Source organism: Pseudoalteromonas sp. C2R02, from assembly GCF_018860845.1.
Classification (GTDB): domain Bacteria; phylum Pseudomonadota; class Gammaproteobacteria; order Enterobacterales; family Alteromonadaceae; genus Pseudoalteromonas.
The window spans coordinates 96,107-108,801 of record NZ_JAHKQC010000023.1; the positions used below are offsets into that span (position 1 = coordinate 96,107).

At 34.6% G+C, this 12,695-nt stretch carries 11 protein-coding genes; 2 read left to right on the plus strand and 9 right to left on the minus strand.

What is annotated here, in order from left to right:
• The first annotated feature begins 30 nt into the window (after nt 1-30).
• A complete protein-coding gene (hrpB, locus tag KO527_RS07340; RefSeq protein ID WP_216039678.1) occupies nt 31-2,469 on the plus strand; it encodes an ATP-dependent helicase HrpB in 2,439 nt (812 codons plus the stop codon).
• Between the two features lie 200 nt (nt 2,470-2,669).
• On the opposite strand, the gene KO527_RS07345 is transcribed toward hrpB, so the two are convergent.
• The 7 genes from KO527_RS07345 to KO527_RS07375 all read right to left on the minus strand — a co-directional run bounded on the left by KO527_RS07345 (nt 2,670) and on the right by KO527_RS07375 (nt 7,534).
• Nucleotides 2,670-3,380, minus strand: a complete 711-nt coding sequence (locus tag KO527_RS07345; protein ID WP_216039679.1) for a helix-turn-helix transcriptional regulator — start codon at nt 3,378-3,380, stop codon at nt 2,670-2,672.
• Between the two features lie 123 nt (nt 3,381-3,503).
• A complete protein-coding gene (locus tag KO527_RS07350) occupies nt 3,504-4,328 on the minus strand; it encodes a class I SAM-dependent methyltransferase (protein ID WP_216039680.1) in 825 nt (274 codons plus the stop codon).
• Between the two features lie 90 nt (nt 4,329-4,418).
• Nucleotides 4,419-5,690, minus strand: coding sequence for an alpha/beta hydrolase-fold protein (locus KO527_RS07355; protein ID WP_216039681.1), 1,272 nt, complete (start codon nt 5,688-5,690; stop codon nt 4,419-4,421).
• 56 nt (nt 5,691-5,746) lie between these two features.
• Complete coding sequence (locus KO527_RS07360) at nt 5,747-6,166, minus strand: GNAT family N-acetyltransferase (RefSeq protein ID WP_216039682.1); 420 nt, start codon at nt 6,164-6,166, stop codon at nt 5,747-5,749.
• A gap of 2 nt (nt 6,167-6,168) precedes the next feature.
• Nucleotides 6,169-6,660, minus strand: coding sequence for a GNAT family N-acetyltransferase (locus tag KO527_RS07365; RefSeq protein ID WP_216039683.1), 492 nt, complete (start codon nt 6,658-6,660; stop codon nt 6,169-6,171).
• A gap of 20 nt (nt 6,661-6,680) precedes the next feature.
• Nucleotides 6,681-6,989, minus strand: a complete 309-nt coding sequence (locus tag KO527_RS07370; protein ID WP_216039684.1) for a hypothetical protein — start codon at nt 6,987-6,989, stop codon at nt 6,681-6,683.
• 26 nt (nt 6,990-7,015) lie between these two features.
• Entirely contained in the window at nt 7,016-7,534 is a 519-nt protein-coding gene (locus KO527_RS07375; RefSeq protein ID WP_216039685.1) for a hypothetical protein, read from the minus strand.
• Nucleotides 7,535-7,739: 205 nt separating this feature from the next.
• Here KO527_RS07375 and KO527_RS07380 point away from each other — a divergent pair, with 205 nt between their 5' ends.
• Nucleotides 7,740-8,414 carry a phosphoglycolate phosphatase gene (locus tag KO527_RS07380; protein WP_216039686.1) on the plus strand — a complete coding sequence of 225 codons (675 nt, stop codon included), beginning with the start codon at nt 7,740-7,742 and terminating at the stop codon, nt 8,412-8,414.
• A 91-nt stretch (nt 8,415-8,505) separates the two neighbouring features.
• On the opposite strand, the gene KO527_RS07385 is transcribed toward KO527_RS07380, so the two are convergent.
• Both KO527_RS07385 and KO527_RS07390 read right to left on the minus strand, forming a co-directional pair.
• On the minus strand, nt 8,506-10,869 hold the full coding sequence (locus tag KO527_RS07385; protein WP_216039687.1) for a TonB-dependent receptor: 2,364 nt from the start codon (nt 10,867-10,869) through the stop codon (nt 8,506-8,508).
• A 317-nt stretch (nt 10,870-11,186) separates the two neighbouring features.
• Entirely contained in the window at nt 11,187-12,641 is a 1,455-nt protein-coding gene (locus KO527_RS07390; protein WP_216039688.1) for an FAD-dependent oxidoreductase, read from the minus strand.
• Between the last annotated feature and the right edge of the window lie 54 nt (nt 12,642-12,695).

Genomic DNA, 12,695 nt, shown 5'->3' on the forward strand with positions numbered 1-12,695 from the left:
TTTAAATCTATTTTTATGTGTTGAATAACCTTGTTACCTGTTGAAGAAATTTATCCCTCATTAGTTGAAACCTTAAATAATAATACAATGGCCTTATTGCAAGCGCCGCCAGGTGCGGGTAAGTCAACTTGGTTACCGTTACAACTTATTAGAGATAATCACTTTAAACATATCATTATGTTAGAACCTAGGCGTTTAGCTGCGCGTAATATCGCTGGGTATTTGGCGCAATGCCAAAATGAAAAGGTTGGTCAAAGTATTGGTTTACGCATACGCCAAGAAAAACAAATCAGCAAAGATACCCGTTTAGAAATTGTAACTGAGGGCATGCTCACACGTATGCTACAAAACGATCCGGAATTAACAGGTGTAGATTTAATTATATTTGATGAATTTCATGAACGTTCAATTGCTGCAGATACTGCATTAGCTTTTGCTTTAGAAACACAATCTGCTTTAAGAGATGATTTAAAAGTATTATTAATGTCGGCGACATTAGATGCTGAACATATAACCCAAAAACTGACTTCCTTTGATCATGATTGTCCTGTTATCACAAGTGAAGGACGCAGTTACCCAATTGATGAAAAATATATTCCTTTAAAAGACGAAACTCGCTGGTTAGAGCAGATCCCAAGTATTATTAAACAAGCATTAGCAGAGCAAACAGGTAGTGTTTTAGTCTTTTTACCGGGCCAAAAAGAAATAAATTTTGTTGCGCGTAATTTAAATGAGCTTGATGCCGATACAAGTGTATTTAGCTTATTTGGTGAACAAGATAAAAATACCCAACAACAAGCAATAAAACCAGCCGAGTCAGGTAAACGTAAAGTGGTATTAACAACCAATGTTGCTGAAACCAGTTTGACTATAGCGGGTATTCGCATCGTAATTGATAGCGGTAAAAAACGTGCGGCTAAGTTTAATTTAAAAACTGGCGTCACAGAGCTTATTACCAGCAATATATCGCAATCGTCCGCAGTGCAAAGAGCGGGACGTGCAGGTCGAATTGAATCGGGCATTGTATATAGGTTAGGTTCTAAGCAAACTTTTGAGCGCCGTAATAGCCATGATTTACCTGAAATATTAAGTTCAGATATTAGTAACTTTGTACTTGAAGCAAAGCTGTGGGGCGCAGATATAAATGAATTATGTTTATTAGATAAACCTTTAGTAGGGCAAATTGTACAAGCACAATCATTATTAGACATGCTTGAGGCTATTGATGAAAATGGCAAACTAACAACAATAGGGCAAAAGGTATTATCTTTTGGCGCTGATATTCGTTTAGCGCATATGTTAGTAAAAGCGCAAACATTAGAAAGCCAATATCCCGGCATTACAGTTTTAGCAGTGTATTTAACTGCCTTATTAGAAAGTCGTGTCAAAAGCAGTGACGAACTGTCTATTGCTTTACATAGTCAAATGCAAAATCCACATCCTGTATTTAAAAAACAATTAAGTTATTGGCTTAAACGCTTGAAGTTAAAACCTGTATATGAATTAGAATCATCTTATTTAAGCATATTGCTTGCTTTGGCATATCCAGATCGCCTTGCTAAAAGGCGTGGCAATGGGTATTTACTTGCCAATGGTGCAGGTGCTGATTTATCTCAAGACTATTGGCATGAAGATGAGTTTATTTGTATTGCACAAATGGGCGGGTTAAAAGGCAGTAAAGTTTTCAGTGCAACGCCTTGTGATATGGCATTGCTTGAAGAGGCTTTACCACACCTATTTAATGAAATAGAAATCTGCGAATTTGATGAAAAAGCAGGGCGTTTTATTCATGAAAACCGTATTATGTTAGGTGCTCAGAGTGTAACTGAACAACAAATTCATACAGGCATAGATCAAAGCTTAAGAGTACAAGCCTGGCTAGGCTTAGTTAAAAAGCAGGGTTTTAAAATATTTGTCGAAAATAAAGATGCCAAACAGCTATTTATACGTATGTCTCTAGCTGCTAAGTATTTTCCTGAGCAATATAAACCAATAAATATGAATCTATTATTAGATTCTCTAGAAACTTGGTTAGCGCCATATTTATCGGATATTAAAAAGTTAGAACAGCTAAAAAAATTCAATTATCTAGAAGCGTTAAAAAATGTATTTGATTGGCAAATGCAAAGTAGTTTAAATGACATTTTGCCATTACGGATGTCGGTGCCAAGTGGTTCAAATGTACGTATTGAATATCAACTTGATGGTCCTGCAAAACTGGCTGTACGCATGCAAGAAGTGTTTGGGTTAGCAAGTACGCCTATGCTGGCACAAGGTAAATTACCATTGCTAATGGAGTTACTATCACCTGCAAAACGCCCACTGCAATTAACACAAGACTTAGCCACTTTTTGGCAAGGCAGTTATAAGGAAATTCAAAAAGAAATGAAGGGACGATACCCTAAACATTTCTGGCCAGATGAACCAGCTACAGCACAGGCGACTAATCGCGTAAAAAGTAAAATGTGATAGCTTTAATGTTGTAATAGGAATGAGAGGGCATTATCACTCAAGCAATTTGGCTAGATGAACCAGCTACAGTACAGGCGACTAATCGCGTCAAAAGTAAAATGTGATTATTTAAAGTAATAAAAAAGAAGGCTTAGCCTTCTTTTTCTTGGTTGGAACCGCTTTATGTTTGAGAGTGTAATGATTAGTTGGTCATAAACTTACTGTGAAAACTGCAGTTTTACTTGTCTCACTTTATGTTCAATACACAGACCAATCACACCTGATAATACGGTAAATAAACCTAATATACGTAACCAGTTATTAAAACCTTTATTAGTATCAAATTTTTGCTTGCGGCTTAAATAGTAAAACCGTTTACCGCCATCAACATCTTGTACAAAATACTCACCATTTGATTCTTTTAATTCTAACTGATGAAAATTCAACCTTGCCAACACATCATCAGTCATTTGTTTTTTATGTGCTGTAAATATACGTAAAGGCTCATCTTTTTTAACTATGCCTAAGGATTCATAACTAAAAGTTCGGGTGGTATCGGGATTATATATCCATTCTTGTTCGCCAGATATTAAAGCCGTAGCACCTAAAATAATCAATAATGAAGAAATCCAAATCCAACGTAGCATGTATTTCATTGATTGGGTTTGATATTGTTTTAAGTTACTTTTCACAACACTGAGTTTGCTTAAGGTTTGTTTAATATACTCAGGTTCAAATTGATTTATAAAATTATCAAATTCAATTTCAAAGGCATTTAAAATTTGATTAAACATCTCATCAGAGGGGAAGGCTTTATCATTTTCTAGTTTAGATAAGTAAGATTGCTCTATACCTATGAGTTGAGCAAGTTCAGGTTGGCTCATTTCTTTATCTGTTCTGAGGTGTTTTATTTTTTGACCTAATGTCATGGGTTATTTCCTTTATCTTTAAAAAACAATGACATTCTTGAGTATTCATATGGGAATAAACAGATGAATATTAGGTGATATCAATGAATATAAAGACTTTTTGGAAATATTTACAGCGTTATTCTAGTTTAAATTTAAAGATTGAAGCCATTGAGCATGATATTGAGACATTTTTTTATGGCGTTTTGATTGTTGGTGATCAATTTTATCTTGTGCAGAAAAAAATGGGCCTACGCGACAAAAGGCACAATACTTATCCGATAAACTTGTTTTAGCATAATGAGGTATTGTGAGTTTTGTACTTAACTCAGTATGGGTTTGATTACTATAAACATAAGTAATACCTTGGGTATCTTTTACATGTTTATCTCTATCAACATTTCGAATTTTGTATCCCGGAAAGTTAGTGATATCAAAATTCATCTGTCCTAAATATGCGATTGGATTTTTGTCATTTTTAAGACCTAATAATAGTGAGTTTTCAATATCCCATTCTCTATAAGGTTTTACATCCTTAGAAGTAATGAAACATAAATTTTCACCCTTAGGATCTAAAAAGTGGCTAAAAGCGTTAGTTAAAAAAGAGCGTAGTAGATGTCTATTAAGCGTATTAACTGAAATAGGAGTTTGACCACATTGTTGTTGAAAGTCTTCTTTAGATGAAAAAGCGGGTATTAACGGGAATTGGAATATTACTAAATCATATGAATGTTTACTTAAAGTTGACCAAGAGTCGTTATTTGTTACGTCAAATAGTGTAAGCACTTCGCAATTATTTTGATGTAATGTTTGATAAGCTTTGTCATCATATTTATCTGTGATTGTTTTTAAGGAATCAAAAATAGTCGCTGTTAATTTTTTAGGTTTATGATGATTAAATACTGAAGCAGAGAAAGATAAGTCACCATCGCCTATGGTTAAAATTCGCCAGTTTGGATTGATAAACATTTATCGCCTCTTGAGGATTATTAAAAGGGCGAGATTATAGCTTACCAATAGCGTTTAACCTAGTTGATAAGCTAACTGTTTTTGTAACGTTTAGTCTCTTAATTTAAGTAATTTCGCATCTATAATACTAATTTGCCATTGATTCGCTTGTTGCTTTTTAGCAAGTTTTAGCGCTTTTTCAAAATAAGAAATAGCTGATTTATCATCTTTTAATTGCTCATAGGTCGTAGCGATATTTTTTAAGTATTCAATTGACATTTCAAACTTACTTTCAAGTGACTTGAGTAACGATAGGGCAGCTTTAGGTGAATTAAAGTGACTAACATAACTTGCTTGCATGATAATAAATGCTTGTTCAGATGCGGGGAGAGATTTGATTGTTTGTTCCATAAATGGTGCGAGTTCATCTGTTTTTTTATTCATATAAAAGTAACGAATGGCAGATTTAATGCTAGGCGTAGGAATAGCTTGATTTATATTTAGTTCAGAAACTAGTTTTGCATAGTGTGAAACAATAGAGTTAGGAGTATGTTTCTTTCTCAACAATTTTTCAGCAATGAACCAGCCTTTAAATATTGATTTTAAACTGTTTCTTAATGATATTAAACCTACAGAATTATGATTTTCGTCTGGGTAATGCGTGAATTTCCAATTGATATTGGCAGGTTGTAGTTCATCTAATATATTTATAAAGCCATATTGATTCATACGTGTTTCATCGCCTAGAGATAAATATAATGAAACAGATTTGTGATTACTGTTAGCAATTTTATCGTTAGCGGTTTTAGTGAATGCTTGTTTGTTTAACCATAGCGATGGACTTGTCGAAATATAATTATTAAATGAGTCAGGCTGTTCAACTAGCGCATTTAAAACAAATAAACCTGCAATAGAGTGTCCAACTAAAATATTATTATCAGCAGTTCTGTAGTGTTTATTGATATAAGGTTTAAGCTCTTTATTTATAAAAGATAAAAACTCATTTGCTTTGCCTTTATCTTCTGCTTTTAAAGGTGAAGTTAATCCTTCAGGTGTCATATATTGACGATACTTATCTGTGCCTTTATCAGCAATGCCGACTAAAATTACATCAGGTATTAACTGTGCTTTATTTGCCATTAAATCTAACATGCCAGAAACCGCATGAAAGTTATAATCGCCATCTAATAAATAGATCACTGGGTAAGTTGCAGTTGGGTTCGCTTGGTAGTTTTCAGGTAATAAAACTTGAAGCTCACGTTGTTCATTCAAAACTTTTGAGTTGATTTTAACTCTTTCACCTAAGTTAAAGTGAGTTGCTAGCGTACTTTGGCTTAGCAAAATAAAAAATATAGAGAGGATGAAGCTGATTGTTCTTATCATGTTTTTTTCCGTTTATTGATTCCGTGTATTAGTTTTTTATAACTTAACAAACAAAGTTAAGTTTGCATAAACCACTCTTGTTCATTTTCATTTATTACTTTAAACCCTAAACTTTCATATAGTTTTTTAGCGGGATTTCCTTTTAAAACACTTAGCTTAACTGGTTTGTTATTGGCTTGATTTATTATGTAGTTTATAACTATTTTTCCTAAACCTTTGCCCTGATATTCAGGATGAATTTGAATTTGCAAAACTTCGAACGCTGCATCATGAGTTAAATATTTTATCGTGCCTACTTTTTTATTTTTATAAAAAATTATCTTGGCAAATTCATAATGCATTTCAATACGGGCGAGGTGTTGTTCATCAGAATAAACTCTTCCAGCACGTTCAAGGTGCTCAGTCATAGTGAGCTTACGTAAGCTCATTAAATAGGCTTTATCTGAGGTAGTGGCTTGTATAAATTCTAAGTCCATTTTTAAAGTGTGACCTTAGCCATAAAGTAAACATCAACGTATTCACCATTTCGAAAAGCATATGATTTTGCTGTACCTTCGATGCTGAAGCCAAATTTTTCGTAAAGTGCTATCCCTGCTTGATTATCAGTATAAACCTCAAGCTCTATACGAGTAATTGCAAGCCAATTAGTTGCTAGCTCTAAAATTGCCTCTAATAATTTTGAGCCTACTCCTTTTCCTTGATAAGCTTCGCTGACACCCATGCCAAGACTGGCGACATGTTTTCGCCTTGGAGAGATAAAGTGTTCAATGTTAATTTGACCACATATTTTTTTATCTACCATGGCAACTAAGCTGTGAACATTATCAGGCCAGTTTTCTAACTTTTTTTGCCAAATATCTTCACTAGGAAAAGGCAACTGTAAAGTACCAGCATAGCAACTTTTTTGTTCATAAATTTGCTTAATAGCGATAAAATCAGATTGATTACTATGTCTAATTTGAATGTCCATTTCTAATGGTTTCCTTATAGTTATATCAATTTAAGCGATACAGCTAAGGCTTTAGCTGTAATAAATAATACCAATATCAAAATGCTATAAATACTATATGCCATGTACTTATTTGGTTTGTGTGTAAATTTAACTAAAATAAACAGCATTAAACTATAAATCATGAGCTCACTAGAGAACTTTATTTGCGTTAATAAATTTTGTTTATCTTGCGTCCAGTTTTCAGCTAATACATGAGTGAAAATTTGACCCCATAAAAGTTGATAAACCACTGCTATTGGTAAAAATATCACAGTAAAAGTTTTGTAGATTGATAATTGATTTTTCATTGTTTTCTTTAATGTGAATAAAAACGTTACTGTAAGAACTTCTCTTTGTCATCGATAATACATTGCTCGACAGTTGTAGGTTGATTGCTTCTATCTGTTACCCAACATTCATCATAAATAGAACAGTAACAAAGTTCGATAGATATTTTTTTATCAGCATCAAAAAAAAACTTTGTATTTTTTCCTTTATATCTAAGTGATGTTATTACGCCCTGAGAAGGTAAAATACGAGTGCCAGTATGTGATTGAATGAAGTTCTTAAAGTTAGATATGTCTGTCCATTGTTTAATTATTTTTGAATCATGGCTCACTTTTGCATATTTGATTAATGCAGGTCCAGTACCGTTATTTGTCACGCCATATTCAAAAAAATTTTCTGGATGAAAGCTTTTATATATTTCAAGCCTAGGCCAAACTGAAGCTTTAGCATAAGCACGATCAGTTGCTGCTGAATAGATAGAAACACCTGCTGTGATAATACTGATAAAGAGTGCTGATAAAGCGATAATCATTTCAGGGCTGCGGAATATAGATTTATTGCTCATTTTTGAAATTATCCAAATGTAAAATTATTTTTTTTATTAACCTAGATAATAAAGTATTTATTTTATTAAAACACGGGTTTATCGCGTAACGATTTAAAAGTGTTTTAAAATAAAACGGCAAAAAGAGCTTTAGTATTAACAATGTCATATAAATTTAGCTTCCTGATGTTAATATATACACACTTCTTTTATCAGAGAAACCAAATTGAAATTTGAAAATAAAAATGTATTACTTTTTGATTTAGACGGTACTTTAGTTGATAGCGCACCTGATTTAGCATTAGCGGTAAACCAAACATTAACTGAACTTGGTATGGCGACATTTGATCAAGATATCATTCATGGTTGGGTTGGTAATGGCGCACAAGTATTAATCAATCGCGCTTTATCAAGCTCAGTTGAAGTATCTAAAACACTTGATTCGGCACTGAGTGAAAAAGCATTAGCTATTTTTTTAGCAGCTTATGAAGCGAATGTATGTGTGGAAACTGTGACTTACCCCAACGTAGGTGACACGTTAAAAGCATTAAAAGAAAAAGGTTTTAGATTAGCGATTATTACCAATAAACCAGAGCGTTTTATTGCGCCAATTTTATCGGGTTTAGGTTTAAATGGTTTATTTGAGCTAATAATAGGTGGTGATACTTTAGCTAAACGTAAGCCTGATCCGTTACAGTTAAATTTTGCATGTGAACAACTAGCCGTTACTGCTAATGAATGTATTATGATAGGCGATTCTAAAAATGATATTTTGGCTGCCAAAGCGGCCAATATGCAAAGTGTTGGTTTAACGTATGGTTATAACTATGGTGAAGCGATAGATGTTTATCAGCCTGAACTAGTTTTAACTGATTTTGCAGACTTATTAACTGTGCTTTAATTTTTAATTTTAAGTCGGTATTTTAGTTTGAAGCCCGGTTACAGTATGTAAGCTGTTATCGGGCTTTCTAACATAGTGCTTTATTTAGCAATTAAAAAACTATGCTCATAGTTAACATGAAGTTACGTTTTGTTTGAGGGATCAGCGAATTAGCCCAACCTTGTGAGCGTTTTTCAAAATCGTCACCACTAGCGGCAGCCTCAGCACCAGAATGATAATAATCTTCATCGAATAAGTTCTTCACTTTAAATCCAATTTGAAACGGCTCAAATCGATAAGTAATATTGGCATCTACTGTTAAATAAGCTTTGTTTTCTGTATTTTTTGCACGCAATGCATTCCTTAAATAAAGCGGCTTGCTTGCTATCCAATTAGCTTTAACGTTTACATTGAGAGACTCGTTGATTGGCAAATTGATACTTGCATTTACCTTGTGCGGAGAAATATCTCCAAGTTCCGCATCCATATCAGCACAAGGGTTATATGTTATCGTATTATTTTGTGACACTTCCTGGCAGTTTTCAATGCCTTGCCCTACCCATAAACCTAACGTATGGTCATAGCGTACGCTGCTTTTTGATTTTGTATAAGTATAATAAAAGTGACCTGTTATATTGTTGGCGCCATCAATAAAGTTAGGGTATTGAAATTTACCTCTATACTCTAAACCGATAGTACTGCGTTCACCTGCATTTTCAGCTTCTTCTTTTACAACATCATCGTATCTAGCGGTAAATATTGATAAATCATGTAACCAGTTTTCTTGCTGATACATGTAAATAAATTCAAGGTTCTGCGCCTTTTCAGGTTTTAAATTAGGGTTTGCTGAACGACCGCTCCAGCCACCCCAAAGTTGTATTGGAGCTGGCTCTTGAGAAGCAGAACCATATATTAATTTAGCGGTAGATTTGTCAGAAAGATAATAAATAGCGGAGATCCTAGGGTTAAATGTGCTGCCATATAAGCTATTTTTATCATAACGCAGGCCTGCATTTATCCGCCAATCGTTTATATTCCAAATACCCTGTGCGTAAACGCCTCTATCATTGAGTGTTGCTAAATTTTCATCCGGCATTTTACTTAAGGTATCTGGCTGAATATTAATTGTGTCATCTGTGTTCAGTGCCACGCCATTACCTGCGGTGTCTGGCGTATCAGATGAACAAAAAGCTTCCCCATAATACCCACATGCATCATAAGCTTTGGTTAATTCTTTACTTTCAAATTTAATACCACCGCTTATCTTTAAAGTATCGCTAAAGTCATATTCGTAATCTTGCTTAAATAACCAGCTTTCATTACTGGTTCGCCAATCTGAAATAGTCAGGTATGACACGACATCTGGACCAGTTAAAGCATCAGAACCAGGAAAAGACTCTACCCAATAACCACCATTGCCACTATTTCTTGTTAGTAAAAGCGTATTAATCTGCAGTTTATCGTTATAAGGTTTTTGATGACGTACATAATATTGTTGAGAGTCTCGGTACCATTGTGCGCCGGGCTGGGCTCTATCATGCGGATATTGTGGTCCCCAGCTGTGGCGCATATCCCACATAATCATACCTAAAGTAAAATGATTGAAGCTAATATCAGCAAGAATGCCCCATTCGTTTTGCGGATCATGATAACTGCCAAAGTCATTATTTTTTGAGCTATGCGGACAGCCATCAGCATTACAATTGCTGGCCAGTGCGGTGTCGTAGATAACAGGGCCCCAAATATCCTTATTGCTCAGAAGATCTTCATTAACAAAGCCCCAAGACGATAAATCATCAATACCAGCTTCATCACTTGAGTAATATTTAGCTGAAAAGTTATAGGTGAAATTATCATTGTTGCCGCCAGCAGTTAAATCAACACTTTGGCTATCATAGCTACCCGACTGTATATTTACTTTTATAAAATCGTCGTTCGGGTGGGTATCTTTGGCATCAAATGTAATTATGTTAATGATCCCTAAAAATGCATTAGGCCCATAGACTGCACCTGCAGGGCCATATAAGACCTCAATTCTGTCGATGTTTGATAAAGGGTAGTTTTTTGAAAGCGTTGCTTCGTGATACCACAAGTGATTATCTACAATGCCATTGACTAACATTAAGGTGCGTTGTGTTAAGGGTGTACGATATCCCCGTTGATAAGTAATGACACCGCCATTACCATTGGTAACCGTGCTGTCAAAGCCGGGTAAATCAACAATGACTTCATCAATACTGGTGTATCCGCGTTGTTTTATATCTGTTGATGTAATGATCACCATTGCTGCGGGTGCATCTCGCAGGGTTTCTTCTACACCAGAGGCAGATGATACGCTTACATCAAGCAAGTTTTCTAAACTAAGATTAAGCAACATATCAAATTCATTATTTTGTGCAATACAATATGAATTAACCAAAAATGTGCTTAACAATACCAAAGTTCTCGATTTAATTTTTTGATGCTTTTGAGTCATATTTTCTCTTTAAATCAACAAATCGCAGTTTTGAAATTGATTTTTATAATGCTTGAAACTTGACGGAAATTAGTTAGTTAATGACTAACTATTATGATATTAAGGTTAGGATAAGACGCTTATAAGTCAAGTATAAGCGCTTGGCTTGAGTTGTGTAAAGTCGGCGTTGATATGATATTGTGTTTATAAAAATAAGCACAATCTAATGGGACGTAATTGGCTCTGATTATTTAATACAGCAGTTATAATTGCGCACTCTAAAAAGCAGATACAGCGCAAGCGTTTATAAATTAATTATATACCCATTATTGAGCTGTTTACTTGTTAAGTTGACCTACCACTTTAGCTAAATCAATGGGGTAATTTCTTTGTTTTGCTAATTTAACTGCAAGGTTTGTTACTTCACTTTGATTTAATGAATCGGTCACTGGATAGTGTTCCGTTTGGTATGCTAATTTTGAATCTAATAAACCAACTTCTACTAACTTTTCAACAATTAAGTTTGCACCATCTATCGCCGATGAAGCTTTTACAATCTCAGCTCTTGCGTAGCTATTTCCACTGAAAGTCACATCAGCAGCGCGTAAATCAGCATCAGCACCGGGTATTTGTTGTGCGCCAAATAAAGGGTTTCCGCCCATTTCAGCACTACTAAAATTAGGTATAAATTGGCTCATATGTGAAATCGATTTATTTGTTCTGGCATAAATATTTTCAGCTTGCCAAGCATCTTCTATCTTTGTAATAAACTCTTGTTCTAACTGAGGTTGAGCACTTTTTGAAGTTGTTGCAACTAAGCCATTTTTGAATAAAGTAATATCTTGTGTCATGCCATGTAGTTGAAAATAACCATTGGCGTAAGGAGTTAATTGCGCCATACCTTGAGGTGTGCCGCGTTCACCATAAAAAATAACTTCAGGCCACTGACCTTCACATTGTTGCCAATGGGTTATATAAGCTGCTTTAAACTCCACCATACGTTCACGCTTTAACGTTAGCATGTCATCAATTTCACCTGTTTTAAAACCACATGCATTAACTAAATAATCTACTTTTATAGATGCTTGATTATCCGTTTCTAATAGCCAATGTTTATCTTCTTTAGTTATATTAATTACTTTGGTGTTTGTAAGCACTTGGCAACTTTCTAGTTTTTCTGTGGCTAAAATAGCTGAGGCTGCGAGTCTAAAGGCACTTAAACCATATTCTTGAACTAACACTAATGGGAATTTAACAGCATCAAAATCGATGTTTTTGGCTACAGGTATCATCCAATCATCTAAAGTTTCAGCTTGCTCAGGTAAGTCTTTTTTAGCCAGTTTTATTAATTTACTTTTACTATACAGCGCAAAATAATCGTTTGCTGGGCCTAAAACCTGATTAGAGTCATCTTGAGTGATCAATTGTGCATACTCAGTTCTTAGCTTTTCCAAACGTGACATTAAATCTTCAGGGTTGCCTTTATCTGCTTTAGGGATAGCTACAACGGTAGGGCGAATATTTGCGCTGTGTTTATAAAGCTTTAAAGTATCAATTGATTGGCGTAAAAGCGTGATGCATTGCTCTTCTGATATCTCTCGATATAAATTACCGCCCGCGTGTAAATGGCAAATTGGCGGACCATTTACTAATGAAGGACCTTTCTCGATAAGTGTCACTTGAATATTAAGTTCAGCTAAACGTAATGCTATGGTTGAACCTGCTATTCCACCACCAATAATACCAATATGAATTGGTTTTGGTTGAGCTCTTAACGGATTAAAATCTAACATAGCTAATTTTTAGGTACCTGAAATCAATAAACCCGCGCATTTTACGTGTCTGCG

Coding starts and splice junctions, on each gene's coding strand:
- KO527_RS07345 (WP_216039679.1), bottom strand. CDS start 3,380: ATGACATTAGGTCAAAAAATAAAACACCTCAGAACAGATAAAGAAATG.
- KO527_RS07390 (WP_216039688.1), bottom strand. CDS start 12,641: ATGTTAGATTTTAATCCGTTAAGAGCTCAACCAAAACCAATTCATATT.
- KO527_RS07355 (WP_216039681.1), bottom strand. CDS start 5,690: ATGATAAGAACAATCAGCTTCATCCTCTCTATATTTTTTATTTTGCTA.
- KO527_RS07350 (WP_216039680.1), bottom strand. CDS start 4,328: ATGTTTATCAATCCAAACTGGCGAATTTTAACCATAGGCGATGGTGAC.
- KO527_RS07375 (WP_216039685.1), bottom strand. CDS start 7,534: ATGAGCAATAAATCTATATTCCGCAGCCCTGAAATGATTATCGCTTTA.
- KO527_RS07385 (WP_216039687.1), bottom strand. CDS start 10,869: ATGACTCAAAAGCATCAAAAAATTAAATCGAGAACTTTGGTATTGTTA.
- KO527_RS07365 (WP_216039683.1), bottom strand. CDS start 6,660: ATGGACATTCAAATTAGACATAGTAATCAATCTGATTTTATCGCTATT.
- KO527_RS07370 (WP_216039684.1), bottom strand. CDS start 6,989: ATGAAAAATCAATTATCAATCTACAAAACTTTTACTGTGATATTTTTA.
- KO527_RS07360 (WP_216039682.1), bottom strand. CDS start 6,166: ATGGACTTAGAATTTATACAAGCCACTACCTCAGATAAAGCCTATTTA.